Consider the following 17,135-nt stretch of genomic DNA (forward strand, 5'->3'; position numbering starts at 1 on the left):
ATAAGAGACAGCCCCGGAACCGCCCGCCGACCCTCGCACCGCACACGCCGCCGCGCAGGCCACCGCCCCGCAGCCGACCCGGCACGACGACCCGCGCGCCGCCGTGCCCGGTGGCGGGGCCTGCTCGGTGTGCGGTAATGGATACGTGGATGCGGACGGCCACTGCACAGGGTGCGGGCGCGGCCCCGCCGGGACCCGGGACCACGCGGAGCGGGATCTCGGCGGCGTGGCCGCCGTCAGCGACATCGGCCTGCGCCACCACCGCAACGAGGACGCGTTCGCCGTCGCCGCCACCGCGCTGCCCGACGGCCAGCCGGCCGTGATCGCCGTGGTGTGCGACGGGGTCTCGTCCTCGACCCGTCCCGACGAGGCCTCGGCCGCCGCGGCCGGCACGGCCCGCGAGTTCCTGCTCGGCGCGCTGCCCAGGGGCGTCCCCGGGCCACAGGCCGTGCATGACGCGCTGCTCGCCGCCGGCAACGCGGTGGCCGCGCTGGCGCAGGGCACCGAGCCAGAGCCCGGCCGCAACTCCCCCGCCTGCACCATCGTCAGCGCCGTGACCACGGGACCGACCCTGACGGTGGGCTGGATCGGGGACAGCCGCGCCTACTGGGTGCCGGACGAGCCGGGCGCCGCCGCGGCGCGCCTCACCGAGGACGACTCGTGGGCCGCCCAGATGGTGGCGGCCGGGCTGCTCACCGAGGCTGAGGCGATGGCCGACCACCGCGCGCACGCCATCACCGCGTGGCTCGGCGCCGACGCCCAGGAGATCGACCCGCACACCGCCTCGTTCAAGCCTGACCGGCCTGGCGTGGTGATCGTGTGCACCGACGGCCTGTGGAACTACGCGGAGACCGGCCAGCAGATGGCGCTCGTGGTGCCGGACCACGCCAGGCGCGCGCCGCTCGCCACGGCACGGCAGTTGGTGCGGCACGCGCTGGACTCCGGCGGGCACGACAACGTCACGGTGGCCGTGATCCCGTTCCCGCCCAGCGCCCAGGCGTGAGCGCCACCAGGCCCTGTCCGGGCGTTCTTCTTCGGGCCCACGCCTCCCTCAGCCTGGCGGCCTGGGGGAGACAAGGGCTGATCCTGGAAGACCGCCCGGACAGAACCTAGACGTGCGGGGCACGGCGGCGGGTACTGTTCGTCTGAGGAGGAAGGCCCGCTGACCGATGACGTCCTGGCTGGCGGACGACGTGAGTAACTGGAGGCAGTCACATGCCGACGTGCCCTAACGGCCACCAGTCGATGGCCGAGGACTGGTGCGAGGTGTGCGGTCATCGCATGCTCGCGCCCGCCGCCGCGCCGCCGCCCCCCGTCGGCTACCCGGGCGCCGGGCAGGGCCCCGGCGGCCAGATGCCGCCCGCGCAGGGCCACGGCGGCTACGGCTTCCCGGCTCCGCAGACCCCGCCCCCGCCGCAGCCCACCCATGGCCACGGCGGTCACGGCGGTCACGGCGGCTACGGCTTCCCGGACTCCACGGCGCCGATGCCGCAGCTCAACCCGACCCAGCTGTGCCCGCAGTGCCGCACCCCGCGCGAGTCGCAGGCGCCGTTCTGCGAGGAGTGCCGGTACAACTTCCTGACCAACTCCCCCACCACCTACATACCGCCGTCCGCGCCCGGCGGGCAGCAGTATCCGGGGCAGCACGGGCAGCCGGGCCCGCCGCCGATGCCGGGCCAGCGCGACGCGTACGGCCAACAGACCGCCGCGCCGCAGGCCCCGCCCATGCCGCCGCCGCACCAGCAGCAGGCGCCCGCGCCCGCCACCAACGGGGACTGGATGCTCCCGCCCCCGGGCGGCCCTGGCGGTCCCGGCGGCCCTGGTGCCCCGGGCCAGTACCAGCAGCAGGCACCGCCGCCGCCCTACCCCGGCCAACCGCAGGCCCCGCCACAGCAGCCGCAACCGCCGCAGCGGCCCGAGCGTTGGCTGGTGGCGATCGGCCCCGACCCCGAGTACTTCCAGGCGATGATGCGCCGCTCGGGCCCCGAGGCCCACGAGCTCAAGCTGCCGGCCTACGCGCCCGAGCAGCAGGTGCCGCTCACCGGGAACGAGATCACCATCGGCCGCCGCCGACAGTCCACGGGCGAGGCCCCCGACATCGACCTCTCCCGGCCCCCGGAGGACCCGGGCGTCTCCCATCGGCACGCCGTGCTCGTACAACAGGTGGACGGCGGCTGGGCGGTGGTCGACCAGGACTCCACCAACGGCACCACCGTCAACATGGCCGAGGACCCGATCCAGCCGTTCGTCCCCGTGCCGCTGCGCGAGGGCGACCGGGTGCACATCGGCGCCTGGACCACCCTCACCCTCTACCGGGGGTGAGGAGCGCCGTCCGGGCCCTCGGAGGCCACCGATAGCATCGGCCGGTGTGACAGAGATAACGGCCGCGATCAAGGTCGACGGGATACGCAAGCGATACGGCGATGTCCAGGCCGTCGACGGGGTGACCTTCGAGGTCGGCCGTGGCGAGTTCTACGGCATCCTCGGGCCGAACGGCGCGGGCAAGACGACCACGATGGAGATCGTCGAGGGGCTGCGCGAGCCCGACGAGGGCACCGCGCTGCTGCTCGGCGAGCCCTCCTGGCCGCGCGACCCGAAGCTGCTGGCCCGGATCGGTGTGCAGCTCCAGGCGTCCGCGTTCTTCGAGAAGTTGACCGCGCGTGAGCAGATCCACACCTTCGCGGCGCTCTACGGCGTGTCCACCGAGCGGGCCGACGCGATGCTGGAGAGGGTCGGCCTCACCGAGAAGGCCAACGTCCGCGACGACAAGCTGTCCGGTGGCCAGGCGCAGCGGCTCTCCATCGCCTGCGCCCTGGTCCACGACCCGGAGCTGGTCTTCCTCGACGAGCCGACCACGGGGCTCGACCCGCAGGCCAGGCGCAACCTGTGGGACCTGCTGCGGGCGATCAACTCCAGCGGCCGCACGGTGGTGTTGACCACCCACTACCTGGACGAGGCCGAGATCCTCTGCGACCGGGTCGCCATCATGGACGCCGGCCGCATCCTGAAGGTCGGCGCCCCGGCCGACCTGATCGCCGAGGTCGGCGTCGACACCCTGGAGGACGTCTTCCTCCACCTCACCGGACGGGAGTTCCGCGAGTGAGCGCGTTCCGAAGCCTCTCGCGGGCCATGGTCCTCGGCCTGCTCCGCGACCGCACCGCGGTGTTCTTCACCCTGATCTTCCCGCTGATGTTCCTGGCGCTCTTCGGCGCGCTGCTGCGGGACTCGGGGGTCGCCAGCAGCACGGTCGTCCAGGTCGGCGCGGTCGACGTCCTCGACGACATGCCGGCCGACCAGGCCGCCGCGCTCTCCGACGCGCTGACGATCATCAGGACCGGCGACCGCGACCAGGCCCTGGAGGACGTCCGCGAGGGCGACGCCGACGCGGTCGTCTGGCAGGACTCCGACGGCCGGATCGAGCTGCGCTACTCGGCCGCCGACGCCACCACGGCCGGCACCGTGCAGGGCCTGATGCAGTCGATCGTGCAGGGCGCCAACGTGGCCGCGACCGGCCAGCCGCCGGCCTTCCAGCTGGCCACCGACCAGGTCGAGGACCACTCGATCAAGCCGATCCAGCAGCTGACGCCGGGCCTGCTCGGCTGGGCGATCGCCATGGGCGCCGCGTACATGTCGGCCTTCACGCTGGTCAACTGGCGCAAGAAGCGGATCCTGCGGCGCCTCTGGCTCGCCCCGATCCGCCCCTCCACGGTGATCAGCGCCCGGATCGGCGTCAGCCTCGCGATGGCGTTCATCCAGTTCGCCATCTTCATCGGCGTCGCCACCATCCCCTACTACGGCCTCACCCTCAGCGGCCACTGGTGGCTCTCGCTGCCGCTGGTCGCCTGCGGCACGCTGTCCTTCATGTCCATCGGCCTGCTGATAGGCGCCTGGGCCAAGACGGAGGAGGCCGCCAACGGCGCGCTCCAGATCGTCGTCCTGCCGATGGCCTTCCTGTCCGGCTCCTTCTTCCCCACCGACGGCATGCCGTCCTGGCTGCGGGCCATCTCCAACGCGCTGCCGCTGAAGCACCTCAACGAGTCCATGCAGGACGTCCTCACCCGCGGCCAGAGCTACGGCGCGGCCCTCCCCGCCATGCTCGGCCTCCTGGCCTTCGCCGCCGTCCTGACCCTGATCTCGGCCCGCCTCTTCCGCTGGGACAACGCGTAACCGACCCGGCGGCCCGAACGCCCCTGACCCCACCCGCCTTTCGGGGACGGGTGGGCGGCCCGGCCGTCCGATCATCGTGTCAGTCCGCGTCCCGTTCCGGCAAAGGCTGGTACCGGCTGGGCCCGGGCGTCTGACCTTCCGGGGGGTAGTCGCAGTCCAGGCTGCTGATCTCGTAGTCGTCGCCCTCGTTCTGTTCCTGGTCGACGACCACCGCGGCGGTGCAGACGCGGCCGTGGTCGTCGGTGAACGTGACTATCTCGCTGTAATCCGTCGGGGTGCCGCACCCCGCGAGCAGCAGCACCGCGGCCCCGGCGGCCACCGCGGCGCAGAACCTCCACAGCGTTCTCATGCCTTGCCCCTCCCGCATACGCCGTCGCCCACACCGTAGACGCGCCGGTCCCGGCGTGCCAGCTGGCTCGTCGCCCGTCGACCAGCGTCAGGGTGGGCGGCGGCGGGGTGACCGGTCAGTGGAGGCGGCCGTCAGCAGGTCGTCAACGGTGGTCGGGTCGGCATCCCGTCGGAGCAGCCGATCAACCGCCGAGCGGATGATTCACCTTTGGGAGGCCCATGCCGATCATCCGCCGGGTCGTTAGGCCGAACTAGTCCGGCCGATGGCGGCCGGGCCGATCGCTGGAAGGGGAGAACAAGACGAACGGTGCGCGGCGTATCGCGGTGGCGGCGTAGGTGGTGGGGATGCTGCTGGCGGCTCCGGTGGGCATGGCCACGGCCCAGGCCGCCGACAGCGACGCGGGCTCTGGCGGTCTGCTGTCCAACCTGTCGGGCGGGAACTCCTCGGGCCACGCCAACCTGTGCGGCACGGGCAAGCTGGCGCTCCTCAAGGACCGCACCTGTGTGACCGTGGACGACGGCACGGTCTCCGGGGACCAGGCGGGCCCCAGCGGCGGGCTGCTGTCCAACCTCCTGTTCGCCCGCAACGCCTCGGGGCACAGCAACAACTGCGGCAACGAGACGGTGTCCGTGCTGAGCCGGACCACCTGCGTCACCGTGGACAACTCGGGCCACTGAGGGCCGCCGGCCGGGCCGGGCGGCTACGCGTTGATCATGGAGAACGCCGCGAAGGTCAGGTACTTCCAGAGCTCCTGGTCGAGCTCGGCCGGCAGGTCGAGGCTGTCGACGGCCGCCCGCATGTGGCGCAGCCACGCGTCGTGGGCGGCCTGGTCGACGCGGAAGGGGGCGTGGCGCATCCGCAGGCGCGGGTGGCCGCGCTGCTCGCCATAGGTGCGGGGGCCGCCCCAGTACTGGATGAGGAAGAGTCGCAGCCGCTCCTCGGCCGGGCCCAGGTCCTCCTCGGGGTACATCGGGCGCAGCAGCGGGTCCTCCGCCACGCCCTCGTAGAAGCGGTGGACGAGCTTGTAGAAGGTCTCCTCACCTCCGACCCGCTCGTAGAACGACTCGGTCGGCGGCTGCTGCTCCTCACTCACCCCTCCATCGTCGCAGACTCCGGTGGGGCGGGTTCCACCGTCATGCCGTTCCGCAGCGTTCACGGAGGAGTTCGACACCGTCGCCCTCCAACTCGTCGAGGAACGTCGCGCGCCCGGTCATGGCCATCGTCAGCGCGAGGGTGGTGCCGGACACCAGCGGCCCGGAGCCGGTCCTGAAGGGGCCGTCGGTCGCGGTGAGCCGGAGGTCGGCGACGCGTTTCCTGGCGACGACCACGAGATCGGATCCCGGTAGTACTCGGCCACCCGCGTGAGCACCTCGATCGGGTGGTCGCGACGCATGCCCAGCGGACACCTGATGTCCTCCCCGTGCACGATCGTCTCGCCCAGCATGGCCACGGCGGGAAGGGGAGGCTTGGTCGTGCTGGCCACGACGTGCCGGAACCGCTCGAGCGTCTCGGCCGGGGTCGCGCCGAGGTGTTCGGCCAGCCGCATGGCCACCTGTCTGTCGAAGTCGAACCGGCAGCGGAGCACACCCGCGAACCACCGCACGGCGTTGAGGCTCGCCCCCGCCGTGAGGTGCGCCAACACCTCACGCACGGACAGTCCGGCGCACAGCGACGGCGTCGCCCACCGCTCGTCGGAGAGCCCGGCGAGATCGGCCGCCAACGCCGCGCGCTCGGCGTGAATCAGCGGCCAGACGTCGGTCCTGGGGCCCCGGTCCGCCGCCAGTTCGGAATCGGTCATGGGGGTGGGTCTCCTGTCGCGAGTCGTGCGGCATCGGCGCCGGGGCCGGAACACGTGGACTTCCGGCAGCCGTTCGAAGAGGAGACTCGCGCTCGGGAGCGAAGTCATCGTTGGCGGGCGGGCGGGCGGCGCCGAAGCCCGGCAGTCCCCCGCGAGATAACGAAACGGCAACCATCCGTTCGCCGTGCGTCCGTACTCTCCCGCGCATGTCCTTGTGTGTACGGGTCACTCTGCTCGCCACCGTCGTCTGGGCGGTCATGTTCGCCGCCCCGGCGGCGGCCGATGCCGAGCCACGGGACACGCCGCCGCCGGAACAGCAGATGAGCCAGCCGTTCAAGCACGACACCGAGGGCTACGCCTGCTACCGAATACCGGCGATCGTCGCCACCACGGCGGGCACGCTGCTGGCGTTCGCCGAGGCCAGGGTCTCGGACTGCGCGGACGTCGGCGACATCGACATCGTCGTCAGGCGGTCGACCGACGGGGGCCGCACCTGGGGGGAGTTGACCGTGCTGCGCGGGATCGGGGACGACGGCGGCTACGGCAACCCGGTGCCCGTGGTGGACTCCGAGAGCGGACGCGTCACCCTGATGTTCGCGTACAACACGTGGACGCCCAAGCCGGACGACGTCCGTTCCCGTGGGCCGCGTTCGCTGGCGCTGCTGCACTCGACGGACGACGGCCTGACCTGGCAGGACGGCGGGCAGCTGCCCGGTCTCAAGCCGTCGAACTGGACCTGGATCTCGGTCGGCCCCGGGCACGGCATCCAGCTGCAACGCGGCCCGCGCGCGGGCCGGTTGGTGGTGGCCGGCGACCACGACACGAACGGCGACCGGTCGGGTGGTCAGCTGTACTACAGCGACGACGGCGGGCTCAGCTGGCGGCTCGGCGCGGTGTGGGAGACGGTCGAGGAGCTGCCGCACCCGGCCGAACTCTCCCTGGTGGAGCGGGTGGACGGCTCGCTGTACATCAACGCGCGGGGCCTGGACAACGTGCGGCTCGCGGCGTACAGCGAGGACGCGGGCGAGAGCTTCACCGCGGGGGGCTTCCACGAGGTGCGGGACCTGGACACGCCGCCGGTCTCCGGTTCGCTGCTGCGGCTGACGGCGACCGACCAGGGCGACGACCGGGACCGGGTGCTGCTGTCCGCGCCCACCAGGCCGGGCGAGGAGGCCGGCAGCCGGCGCCGGATCATGACGATCCGCTCCACCTACGACGAGGGCCGCACGTGGCACACCGTCGGCACCGTGATCACCCCGGCCAGGGCCGGCTACTCGGACCTGACGCTGCTGCCCTCCGGCGAGATCGGGCTGCTCTACGAGACCGGCCGGTACAGCCCGCACGGCACCCTCAACTTCACCGCGTTCACGGAGCTGTCCCTGGACGCCGGCCGGCGCGAGCTGACCCTGCCGGACCTCGTCGGCTGCCCGGTCGCCCGACACCAGCCGACCGAGACCGTCGCCCCCGCCCGCTACGGCCGGCTGACGCCGGTGCGGCTGACCAGCCTGGCGTCCACCGTCAACGCGGTCACCATCCGCTACGGCAAACGGGACTGGCGGTAGGGCAGGCCCGCTACGCCACCAGCAGCGGCATGTCCCAGCCGAGTCGCGCGGGGCCGCCGCCGGCCGCGTAGGCGTCGAGGGCCAGCGCCACCCCGCCCGCGCCTTCGAAAGGCGGGCACGTCGGCGCCCTGCGGCACGTGGGTCATGGTGCACCGGTGGCCGAAGCGGGTGTCGTCCCGGTAGTGCGAGAGCAGGATGCCGGCCAGTTCTTCGCGCAGCCCGGCCAGCCGGGCGTCGACGACGTGCTCCCCGGGCAGGCCGAGGACGTGCAGCAGTCCGGCCCAGCCGTGGCGCAGGCTGGGGGCGTCGGTCTCCCACCTCGGGCGCCACGGCGAGCAGCGGCAGCAACGAGCGGTGCGCGAGGTCGTGCCAGTCGGCGCGGTCGAGGGCGAGCGCCGCGAGCTGCACGGCGCGGCTGATGCCGGGGACGCCGTGACACCGGGGTGGCGGCGCCGGGGCCGCGCAGCCAGCTGTCCAGGGTGAGGTAGCCGGGCCAGCGGACGCCGTGCCCCTCGCCGTCCTTGACGGCCCACTCGGTGAGCAGCGCCACGAGGTCCTCGATTGCCTCTCGCTGTCCCGGCACGGCGACACCGGCCCGCCAGGCGAGGGCGAGCAGCGCGAGCAGGCCGGCCACGCCGTGCGAGAGGCCGAGGTTGAGGTGGCCATCGGGCAGCTCGGCCTCGCCGCCGAGCTGCGGCGCCGCCGTCGTCCACCAGCGTGGCACGGCGTGGCCGCGGTGCCGCACCGTGCCGCGGCTCATGGCCACCAGGTAGCGCAGCACCACGGCCAGCTCGGGGTCGTCCTTGCGGTCCCTGGCCTGCAGGTAGCGGCCGACGGCTAGGTCCTGTCCTGTCGATCTTGTCGGATCAGCCCGCGGCGTCAGACGCGGTGCTCCCCCAGACCTGGCGGCCCGGGGAGTCGCGGGCCCGGCAAGATCGACAGGACAGGGCCTAGATCGGCCGCACGCTGAGCCCGGGGGCCGCGCCGCTCCGGCGCACCGCGATGGAGCCGAGGAAGGTGCGCAGCCGCAGCCACGTGCCCTTGCTGAGCACCGCGACCGGGGTCGTGGCGCGCAGCATGCCGAGGGCGTGCGCGGCGTGCACGGCGCGCAGCGGCAGCGGGGTACCGGGCAGCGAGCGTGACCAGATCTCCTCGGCCAGCGCGTCCAGCGCCTCGCGGGTGGCCTCCGCGGAGGTCAGCGCCTCCCGCCGGCTGCGGAACTCGGAGACGACAGCCGCCGCCTCGTTCCGCACCCGCTCCACGGGAAGCTGCGACTCGGGCCGCCAGACGCCGCGCGGCGGCAGCAGCCCGGCCCAGGAGGGGCCGGTCACCGCCGCCGGCACCGCCAGCTCACCGGCGTCGACCGACTCGAGCAGTTCGCCGGCCGAGACGGTGGCGTCGAGCGTCGCCGGCTCGCGGAGCCGGAACGCGCGGACCGCGAGCACGTCGAAGCGGGCCGGCCTGGTGAAGACGGAGACGACCTCGCCGTCCGCCTGGAGCCGGGCGGCGGCCGCTCGGTCCCAGCGCAGCTGCCGCTCCAGGTAGGCGGTGAGCTCTCCGGCCTCCCCCGGCTCCGCGAAGGCCAGCCGCGCCGATGCGTTCATGCCGCGGCCGAACCCTCCACCAGGCCACCCGCCTCGTCGTCCTGGTACTTGCTCAGGAACTCCCGCTCCTCGGCGGTCAGCCGGCGCGGCCTGGAGTCCTCGAGGCGGTAGGGGACGACGACGGTCGCGGCGCGGGCGTAGATCGTCTCTGCGTCCCTGATCTCGTAGGCGACGGTGACGGAGGCGCCGCCGAGCCTGGCCACCCAGGTCTCGATGGTGACCGGCTCGTGCCGGTGCACCATCGGCTTCAGGTAGTCGATCTCGTGCCGCGCCACCACCGAGCCGCCGGTGAACGCGCCGGAGTCGGCCTGCCGGGCGAGCCGGAACATGAAGTCGATCCTGGCCTCTTCGAGGTAGCGCAGGTAGACCACGTTGTTGATGTGCCCGAACGCGTCCATGTCGGACCAGCGCAGCGGGCACAGGTACACATGCCGCACGCCGTCAGCCCCGGGTCAGCTTCTTGTAGGAGGTGCGGTGGGGGCGCGTGGCCTCCGGGCCGAGCCGGGAGATCTTGTTCTTCTCGTACGACTCGAAGTTGCCCTCGTACCAGAACCAGGTGGAGTCGCCCTCGTACGCCAGGATGTGGGTGGCGACGCGGTCGAGGAACCAGCGGTCGTGGGAGACGACGACGGCGCAGCCGGGGAAGTCGAGCAGCGCGTTCTCCAGGGAGGAGAGCGTCTCCACGTCGAGGTCGTTGGTCGGCTCGTCGAGGAGCAGCAGGTTGCCGCCCTGCTTGAGGGTGAGGGCCAGGTTGAGCCGGTTGCGCTCGCCGCCGGAGAGCACGCCGGCCGGCTTCTGCTGGTCGGGGCCCTTGAAGCCGAAGGCGCTGACGTAGGCGCGGGACGGCATCTCGACCTGGCCGACGTTGATGTGGTCAAGGCCGTCGGAGACGACCTCCCACAGCGTCTTGTTGGCGTCGATGTTGGCCCGGCTCTGGTCGACGTAGGAGATCTTGACGGTCTCGCCGACCCTGACGGAGCCGGTGTCGACCGGCTCCAGGCCGAGGATCATCTTGAACAGGGTGGTCTTGCCGGCGCCGTTGGGGCCGATCACGCCGACGATGCCGTTCCGCGGCAGGGTGAAGGACAGGCCGTCGACCAGCACCTTCTCGCCGAACGCCTTGTGCAGGTCGTCGACCTCCACCACCACGTTGCCCAGGCGCGGGCCCGGCGGGATCTGGATCTCCTCGAAGTCCAGCTTCCTGGTCTTCTCGGCCTCCGCCGCCATCTCCTCGTACCGCTGGAGGCGGGCGCGGGACTTGGCCTGCCGGCCCTTGGCGTTGGAGCGCACCCACTCGAGCTCCTCCTTGAGCCGCTTGGCGCGCTTGGCGTCCCGCTGGCCCTCGACCTTGAGGCGGGCCTGCTTGGTCTCCAGGTACTTGGAGTAGTTGCCCTCGTAGCCGTAGGCGCGGCCACGGTCGAGCTCCATGATCCACTCGGCCACGTTGTCCAGGAAGTAGCGGTCGTGGGTGATCGCGACCACGGTGCCCGGGTACTTGGCGAGGTGCTGCTCGAGCCACTGCACGGACTCGGCGTCCAGGTGGTTGGTGGGCTCGTCGAGCAGCAGCAGGTCGGGCTGCTCGAGCAGCAGCTTGCAGAGCGCGACGCGGCGCTTCTCGCCGCCGGAGAGGTTGGTGACCGGCCAGTCGCCCGGGGGGCAGCCCAGCGCGTCCATGGCCTGCTCCAGCTGCGCGTCCAGGTCCCACGCGTTGGCGTGGTCCAGCTGCTCCTGGAGCTTGCCCATCTCCTCCCCGAGCTCGTCGGTGTACTCGGTCGCCATCTGCTCGGCGATCTCGTTGAACCGGTCGAGCTTGGCCTTGGTCTCGGCCACGCCCTGCTGGACGTTCTCCAGCACCGTCTTGGACTCGTCGAGCGGCGGTTCCTGGAGCAGGATGCCGACGGTGGCGCCGGGGGCGAGGAACGCGTCGCCGTTGGACGGCTGCTCGATGCCGGCCATGATCTTCAGGACGGTCGACTTGCCCGCGCCGTTGGGGCCCACGACACCGATCTTGGCCCCGGGCAGAAAGCTCAGGGAGACGTCGTCAAGGATCACCTTGTCGCCGTGTGCCTTGCGCGCCTTGCGCATGGTGTAGATGTACTCAGCCAAGAGAAACCGTCCGGCGGGTCAGATCAGCGGGCAGTGGGTGTGGATGGTTCCATCCTGCCGCATGTCCCTGCCACGGCGGAAACCGGAATCGGGCCCGCCCGGCGGAGACAGCACGGAGGGGCGGGCCCCGAAGGACCCGCCCCTCACGCTCTGTGTGTCGGAGCTACCGCTGTGCTCAGCTCTCGGAGCCGGCGGAGGCGGAGCGGCGGCGCATGAAGAAGATGCCGGCGCCGCCGACGACCAGCAGCGCGACCGCGACGCCGGTGATCATGCCGACGTTGCTGCTGGAACCGGTCGCGGCCAGGTCGGGCTCGTCGGTGTCGCCACCGCCGGTGCTGGCCGGGGCCGGCTCGTTGTCCTCGTCGATCGGGGTCGGGGCCTCGCCGCCACCGGGGGCGCAGTCGAGCACGCCGGTGAAGTTGAAGTCCTCCTCACCCTCGATCGGGTTGGCGATGGTGATGTCGTACTCCTGGCCGTTCTCGACCGGGACCAGGATGGGCTCCTCGGTGCCCGGGGCGACCTCGACGGTCTCGCCGTTCAGCTCGAACTCGAACGGCACGTCGCCCTGGTTGCTGACGGTGACCTCGACGCCACCCTCGGCGCAGATCTCCTCGGCGTCCACCGCGACGGCGGGGGTGCCGGGGGCGGCCCAGTTGGCGCTGGCGCCCGCGCTGACCGAGGACTCGGAGGAGCCGGCCAGGATCATGGTCTGGGTGCGCACGTCGATGCCGGTGAAGGCGCGGCCGATCGGCACCTGGGAGGTGGCGGTGGCGGTCAGCGAGGCGCTGCCGTCCTCGGCGCCCTCCGGCACGTCGAAGAAGAGCTCGGTGCCGTCGGTGACCGGGGTGTCCTCGGTGATCACGTTGCCGGCGCCGTCGGTGAGGGTCACGCCCTGCTCGACGGCCGCGGCGTCCGGGGTGACGGAGACCGCGTCGGCGGTGGTGTCGACCGTGATCGGGCCGAGGCGTCCGCCGGGCTGCCCCGAGACCTGGTTCGGGGTGAGGGTCAGCGAGGCGGTCGGCTCCTCGGCCTCCTCGGCGTTCTCGGTCAGCCAGTCGGTGAGGGCCGCGGCGTTCCCGCTCTCCGGCTCCGCCTCGACGCCGTCCGAGAACTCCCAGATCGCGGCCTGGGTGCCGGCGGCGGCCTCGGCGATGCTCAGCGACTCGACACCGGCCTGCTCGGCCAGCGCGTCGAGGTCGTTGATCACCGGGTAGGAGTTCTGCAGGATCCACTGGATCCGGCCCGCGTCGGGATTGTTGTGCAGGCGGGACTCGTTCCAGCCGACCTCCCGGTACCGGGCGCTGGGCGCGGTGGCGGTGGTGAAGTCGATGCAGTACGTCTGGAGCGTGCCGCCGTCGTCGGCCTGCAGCGAGAACAGGCCGCCCGCGTAGCGGTCCCGCTCGCCGTCGTGGGTGACGAAGATGGGGCCGGACGCGTTGTCGACGAAGCCTCCGAGGGTGGCGGTGGCACCGCCGTTGTGCGGGTTCTCCTCCGCGGCGGCCGTGCCCGCGGTCGCGAGCGCCCCCGCGGCCACGAGGCCGGTGGCGATCGCGGTGGCCGCAAGGCGGGCAGTGGCCCGCTTGCGCGCAAGAATCATGGTGTGTGTCCCCTCCACGAGATCACAGGGCGCAGCCGCAACTTCAGGCGGCGCGCACATCAACATCCCCGTGCGTACGGGCGATCGTAGAGAGGGAGTTGGGCAATTTCCCCAGGAGAACGGGGAGTTACACATTCCGAGGTCGAATCGTTACCTCGAATCACGGACGGTTGGCGCAGCCGGGGACAACGTGGACAGCGGGGCGAGCGACGGGAGTTCGGCGCCTCCGGTGGGCGAGGCCGCCACCACGTAGCGCTCCCTGACCTCGCGGTAGCGCATCAGCTCGGCGGCCACCGGTTCGAGCACCTGGCTGTGGCCGCGGTCGGCGGCCAGCCGGTGCAGCCGCCACTCCTCATGTTGCCCGTAGGACCTGGCGGGGCCGCGGGCCGAGATCCGGCAGGCCCAGGCGAGCAGCGGGCCGCCGAAGGAGCCGCAGACCAGCAGCGCGAGCGGCAGCCAGCGGCCCACCACGGGCTGCCCCGCCAGGGCGGCCACCACCCAGCAGAGGCCGAGGAGTTGGGCGGCGAGCAGCACCGCCTGGCCGATGGCCGCGACGGACCACCAGCGGGGCTTGGGCAGCGGCTCGGCCGACTGCCGTTCCAGGGCGCGCTCCAGGTCGTCGGGCAGCCGCTCGGCGCCGCGCCGGGCGGCGTCCTTCACCGCGCGGCCCCAGGGCTCGGGCAGCCCCTCGGTCGCCTCGTCGGCCAGCTGCCGGACGGCCTGCTCGACGACGGCCGTGGCCACCGCGCGGGTGCCGGCGACGCGCAGCCGTTGGGCGGCGAGCGCGGGCGGCTCGCCGCGCCGCTCGGCCTGCCGGGCGGCGAGGCGGCACAGCACCTGTGCCCAGGGGGTGCCGCAGGCCCGGTCGGCACGGCGCAGCCAGCCGCGTTCGGCGGCCTGTCCGGCGGCCGCCGCGCCGACCGCGGCGGCGAGCGCGTTCTCGAACTCCTCCCTGGCGCGCGGGGTGAGCCCGGGCGGCGCCTCGCCGGCGTCGGCGATGTACTTCGGGCCGAGCCGCCGGGCGACGCCGTCCACGTCGGCGGCGAGCCGGCGGGCGGCCGCGGTGTGGGCGGCGGCCAGCTCGCCGACCGTCTGGCGGAGTTCGGCGATGCCGTCGCCGGTGAGCGCGGAGACGGCGAGCACCCCGGCGCCTGGCTCGCCGTGTTCGCCGAGCGCCACGCCGCGCTCGTCGAGCAGCCGGCGCAGGTCGTCGAGTACGGCGTCGACGGCGTCGGGCGGCAGCCGGTCGGTCTGGTTGAGGACGATGAGGCTGACGTCGGCGTGCCCGGCGAAGGCGTGCAGGTAGCGCTCATGGAGCAGGGTGTCGGCGTACTTCTCGGGGTCGACCACCCAGACGATGGCGTCCACCAGGCCGAGGAGCCGGTCCACCTGTTCGCGGTGGGTCACGTCGACGGAGTCGTAGTCGGGGAGGTCGAGCAGGATGAGGCCGCGCAGTCCGGGGTCGAGGACGTGGGCGCGGCGGCGGGCCCTGGCGGGCACGCCGAGGCGTTCGAGCAGCCCGTCGGGGCTCTGCTCGCGGCCGGCCTCCCAGGTGCAGGAGACGGCGGTCGCGGTGGTGGGGCGGCGCACCCCGGTCTCGGAGAGCTGGGCGCCGGCCAGGGCGTTGAACAGGGAGGACTTGCCGGTGCCGGTGGCGCCGGCGATGGCGACCGCCGTGTAGCTCCGGGGCAGCTTGTCGCGGGCCGCGGCCTCCTCGAGCACCCGGCCGGTCTCGGCGAGGTCGACCTCGGCGAGGCGGGTGCGGGAGAGTCCGATGAGCTCGCGCAGCGCGCCGAGCCGCCGCCGCAGGGCCTTCTCCTCGTCCGGGCCGTCGGGCTCCTTCGCGGGTGTGGGTCGCGGCTCTTCCGTGGTCTCCCGCCGGGTGCGGGTGATGGTCATGCTCTCCGTCACCGGACTTCTCCTGCCTCTCCCGCTGGTTCGGCCCCCGCTCGCTTGGACGCCGGGACGCCGGTGTGCCAGCCGTGCACCATCGACAGCGCGGCGACGAGTTCGACCTGGGGCGTCGGCCTGATCTCCAGGTCGTGCAGCGGGGCGCCGCGCCGCTCCCGCTCGCCGCCGAGCACCCGGTCCACGCAGCCCCCGACCTCCCGGTCGCCCTGCTCGGTGAGCCGCGCGGCGACGCGGGTGCCGAGGGAGCTGGAGAGGGCCTGCCGGGCGACCGTGCCGCCCTTGCCGCCGAGCAGCGCGGCGGCGAGCAGCGCGGCGATCTCCATCTCGGCGCCGGCCATCGACCGGCCGCTGCCGCCCTGGTCGGGGCGGAGCCCGACGGCCGCGCAGGCCTCGTCGGCCAACTCCTCGAGGCAGCGGCGCAGTCGGCGGACCTGGAGGCTGACGCGTTCCCGCACCGTCTCGGCGCCGTCGAGGCCGCCGGTCGGCGCCCCCGGCTCCATGGCCCAGGCGGTCTCGATGCGCTCGTCGGCCGCCGACACGGCCTCGACGAGCAGCCCGGCCAGCGCCTGGGCCAGCGAGTCGAGCAGCTCGTCGGGGCTCGCGTCGTGCGGGAAGGCCAGCCAGTGGGCGCGGGCCTGGCCGGTGAGCAGCCCGCCGCCAGCCAGGCAGTCGCGCACCCGGCGGTCGGCCTCGGCGTAGGCGCCGGCGAGCCGCTGGTCGAGGCGGACGGCGGTGGCGTGTTGGGCGGCGCAGGCGCCGGCGAGGGCGCCGATCCTGGCGCGCAGCGAGGCAAGGGTGCCGGCGGCGGTGCGGGCCGCGGCCCGCTGCCGCGCGTCGCCGTCGTGGGCGCGGCGGAACAGCCACTCGCGGAGGCCGGCGACGGCGGTGGCGGGCAGCAGCCCTGACCCGCCGCGGGCCGACTCGGGCAGCTCGGGCACGGTGAACCTGGGCACGCCGCCGAGCCCGGCCCGTTCGAGCAGCGCGTCGTAGTGCCGGGAGACCTCGGCGGCGATCTGGTGCGGCACCCGGTCGAGGACGGTGGCCAGCGTGACGTCGTACTCGCGGGCGCTGCGCAGCAGGTTCCAGGGCAGCGCGTCGGCGTAGCGGGAGGCGGTGGTGACGAGCACCCAGACGTCGGCGGCGCAGATCAGTTCGGCGGCGAGGTCGCGGTTCTCGGCGACCAGGGAGTCGATGTCGGGCGCGTCGAGCAGGGCGATGCCGGCGGGCACGGCCCGGGTGGCGTGGACGGCGAGCGTCGCCGGTCCTTCCGGGTCGCCGTCCTGACGCTGGGTCACCACGCGGTCGAGGCGGGGCAGCACGCGCCGGTCGGCGAACCAGTGGTGGTCGTCGGGGTGGCAGACGAGCACGGGCGTGCGGGTGGTGGGCCGCAGCACCCCGGCCTCGGTGACGTGCCGCCCGACCAGCGAGTTGACCAGCGTCGACTTGCCGGCGCCAGTCGAGCCCCCGATCACCGCGAGCAGGGGCGCCTGGGGCGTGCGCAGGCGGGGCAGCAGGTAGCCGTCGAGCTGCGCGAGCAGTTCCGCCCGCGACTGCCGAGCGCGCTCGGCGCCCGGCAACTCCAGAGGGAAGCGCGCGGCGGCGAGACGCTCCCGCAGTACGGTGAGCGCGTCCAGCAGTTCGGGCCGTGCCTCCAAGATCGCCACATGCGCAGAATGCCCAATTTCAAGCCATTTCCAAAGCATATTCCACCGAACGCGCCCTAATCCGGGCAGCAGACCCCACCCCCCGGCATAACGACTACGCAACACCCCTCACTGGCGCCCCCAAAAACGCTGCGCGCATCGCACTCGCCTGCGATTATCAGGACTGCTTCACTGGATCTCCACACGACGGTGCTGCGGTGAAGCAACAGGGACGAACCCCTCAAGGCCATATCCTGTGTCACGGCGAGGTCACCAGGGGGCTCCGTCCCGCGCCATGACCAACGACCGGCCCCCGTAGCTCAGTGGATAGAGCAGGCGCCTTCTAAGCGCTTGGCCGCAGGTTCGAGTCCTGCCGGGGGCGCCGCAGCCGATGCGCG

Annotated in this window: 15 protein-coding genes, 1 tRNA gene and 2 pseudogenes; 8 read left to right on the forward strand and 10 right to left on the reverse strand. The window is 73.1% G+C overall.

The window, feature by feature from the left end; all coding sequences use genetic code 11:
* Positions 1 to 196: 196 nt before the first annotated feature.
* From E1265_RS12295 to E1265_RS12310, 4 genes and pseudogenes are all read left to right on the forward strand, one after another.
* A pseudogene (locus E1265_RS12295) lies at positions 197 to 1,003 on the forward strand (PP2C family serine/threonine-protein phosphatase); the annotation flags it as partial.
* 212 nt (positions 1,004 to 1,215) lie between these two features.
* Entirely contained in the window at positions 1,216 to 2,322 is a 1,107-nt protein-coding gene (locus E1265_RS12300; protein WP_132930334.1) for an FHA domain-containing protein, read from the forward strand.
* 46 nt (positions 2,323 to 2,368) lie between these two features.
* Positions 2,369 to 3,103: an ABC transporter ATP-binding protein gene (locus E1265_RS12305; protein WP_243740719.1), complete on the forward strand. Its 735-nt coding sequence runs from the start codon at positions 2,369 to 2,371 to the stop codon at positions 3,101 to 3,103.
* The gene (locus E1265_RS12310; RefSeq protein WP_132930335.1) at positions 3,100 to 4,167 is read left to right on the forward strand and encodes an ABC transporter permease; all 1,068 of its coding nucleotides are present in this window, start codon (positions 3,100 to 3,102) and stop codon (positions 4,165 to 4,167) included. Before E1265_RS12305 ends, E1265_RS12310 begins: the two co-directional genes overlap by 4 nt.
* Before the next feature lie 79 nt (positions 4,168 to 4,246).
* Here the strand turns inward: E1265_RS12310 and E1265_RS12315 are convergent, their stop codons facing one another.
* Positions 4,247 to 4,516, reverse strand: coding sequence for a hypothetical protein (locus tag E1265_RS12315; RefSeq protein ID WP_132930336.1), 270 nt, complete (start codon positions 4,514 to 4,516; stop codon positions 4,247 to 4,249).
* A gap of 344 nt (positions 4,517 to 4,860) precedes the next feature.
* Between E1265_RS12315 and E1265_RS12320 the strand changes: the two genes are divergently transcribed.
* Positions 4,861 to 5,193, forward strand: coding sequence for a hypothetical protein (locus E1265_RS12320; protein ID WP_132930337.1), 333 nt, complete (start codon positions 4,861 to 4,863; stop codon positions 5,191 to 5,193).
* A gap of 23 nt (positions 5,194 to 5,216) precedes the next feature.
* On the opposite strand, the gene E1265_RS12325 is transcribed toward E1265_RS12320, so the two are convergent.
* Positions 5,217 to 5,609, reverse strand: coding sequence for a globin (locus E1265_RS12325; protein WP_132930338.1), 393 nt, complete (start codon positions 5,607 to 5,609; stop codon positions 5,217 to 5,219).
* A gap of 40 nt (positions 5,610 to 5,649) precedes the next feature.
* Positions 5,650 to 6,314: pseudogene (locus tag E1265_RS12330) on the reverse strand (maleylpyruvate isomerase family mycothiol-dependent enzyme).
* Between the two features lie 206 nt (positions 6,315 to 6,520).
* Between E1265_RS12330 and E1265_RS12335 the strand changes: the two are divergent.
* Positions 6,521 to 7,876 (forward strand): sialidase family protein, encoded by a 1,356-nt coding sequence (locus E1265_RS12335; protein WP_132930339.1) that lies wholly within the window; start codon positions 6,521 to 6,523, stop codon positions 7,874 to 7,876.
* 142 nt (positions 7,877 to 8,018) lie between these two features.
* Here the strand turns inward: E1265_RS12335 and E1265_RS38900 are convergent, their stop codons facing one another.
* A complete protein-coding gene (locus E1265_RS38900; protein WP_243740721.1) occupies positions 8,019 to 8,501 on the reverse strand; it encodes a hypothetical protein in 483 nt (160 codons plus the stop codon).
* On the opposite strand from E1265_RS38900, the gene E1265_RS38905 reads away from it, so the two are divergent.
* Positions 8,382 to 8,717 carry a hypothetical protein gene (locus tag E1265_RS38905; protein ID WP_243740723.1) on the forward strand — a complete coding sequence of 112 codons (336 nt, stop codon included), beginning with the start codon at positions 8,382 to 8,384 and terminating at the stop codon, positions 8,715 to 8,717. The two genes, E1265_RS38900 and E1265_RS38905, sit on opposite strands and share 120 nt — an antisense overlap.
* A gap of 109 nt (positions 8,718 to 8,826) precedes the next feature.
* Here E1265_RS38905 and E1265_RS12345 read toward each other — a convergent pair whose 3' ends face one another.
* The 6 genes from E1265_RS12345 to E1265_RS12370 form a co-directional block, all read right to left on the reverse strand.
* Positions 8,827 to 9,480, reverse strand: coding sequence for a hypothetical protein (locus E1265_RS12345; RefSeq protein ID WP_132930340.1), 654 nt, complete (start codon positions 9,478 to 9,480; stop codon positions 8,827 to 8,829).
* Positions 9,477 to 9,917, reverse strand: coding sequence for a thioesterase family protein (locus E1265_RS12350; RefSeq protein ID WP_132930341.1), 441 nt, complete (start codon positions 9,915 to 9,917; stop codon positions 9,477 to 9,479). Before E1265_RS12350 ends, E1265_RS12345 begins: the two co-directional genes overlap by 4 nt.
* A 4-nt stretch (positions 9,918 to 9,921) precedes the next feature.
* Positions 9,922 to 11,586 (reverse strand): energy-dependent translational throttle protein EttA, encoded by a 1,665-nt coding sequence (gene ettA, locus E1265_RS12355; RefSeq protein ID WP_132930342.1) that lies wholly within the window; start codon positions 11,584 to 11,586, stop codon positions 9,922 to 9,924.
* Between the two features lie 175 nt (positions 11,587 to 11,761).
* Positions 11,762 to 13,183, reverse strand: coding sequence for a thioester domain-containing protein (locus E1265_RS12360; RefSeq protein ID WP_132930343.1), 1,422 nt, complete (start codon positions 13,181 to 13,183; stop codon positions 11,762 to 11,764).
* Between the two features lie 150 nt (positions 13,184 to 13,333).
* Positions 13,334 to 15,094: a GTPase gene (locus E1265_RS12365; protein WP_243740720.1), complete on the reverse strand. Its 1,761-nt coding sequence runs from the start codon at positions 15,092 to 15,094 to the stop codon at positions 13,334 to 13,336.
* Positions 15,091 to 16,749: a dynamin family protein gene (locus E1265_RS12370; RefSeq protein ID WP_132930354.1), complete on the reverse strand. Its 1,659-nt coding sequence runs from the start codon at positions 16,747 to 16,749 to the stop codon at positions 15,091 to 15,093. The genes E1265_RS12365 and E1265_RS12370 overlap by 4 nt, the downstream gene beginning before the upstream one ends.
* A 297-nt stretch (positions 16,750 to 17,046) precedes the next feature.
* Here E1265_RS12370 and E1265_RS12375 point away from each other — a divergent pair.
* Positions 17,047 to 17,119: transfer RNA gene (locus tag E1265_RS12375), tRNA-Arg, on the forward strand.
* The last annotated feature ends 16 nt before the right edge of the window (positions 17,120 to 17,135 follow it).

Origin of the sequence: Streptomyces sp. 8K308 (assembly GCF_004348315.1) — a bacterium.
In the GTDB taxonomy this organism is placed as follows: Bacteria; Actinomycetota; Actinomycetes; order Streptomycetales; family Streptomycetaceae; genus Streptomyces.

Coding starts and splice junctions, on each gene's coding strand:
- E1265_RS12300 (WP_132930334.1), top strand. CDS start 1,216: ATGCCGACGTGCCCTAACGGCCACCAGTCGATGGCCGAGGACTGGTGC.
- E1265_RS12315 (WP_132930336.1), bottom strand. CDS start 4,516: ATGAGAACGCTGTGGAGGTTCTGCGCCGCGGTGGCCGCCGGGGCCGCG.
- E1265_RS12320 (WP_132930337.1), top strand. CDS start 4,861: ATGCTGCTGGCGGCTCCGGTGGGCATGGCCACGGCCCAGGCCGCCGAC.
- E1265_RS12335 (WP_132930339.1), top strand. CDS start 6,521: ATGTCCTTGTGTGTACGGGTCACTCTGCTCGCCACCGTCGTCTGGGCG.
- E1265_RS12345 (WP_132930340.1), bottom strand. CDS start 9,480: ATGAACGCATCGGCGCGGCTGGCCTTCGCGGAGCCGGGGGAGGCCGGA.
- E1265_RS12360 (WP_132930343.1), bottom strand. CDS start 13,183: ATGATTCTTGCGCGCAAGCGGGCCACTGCCCGCCTTGCGGCCACCGCG.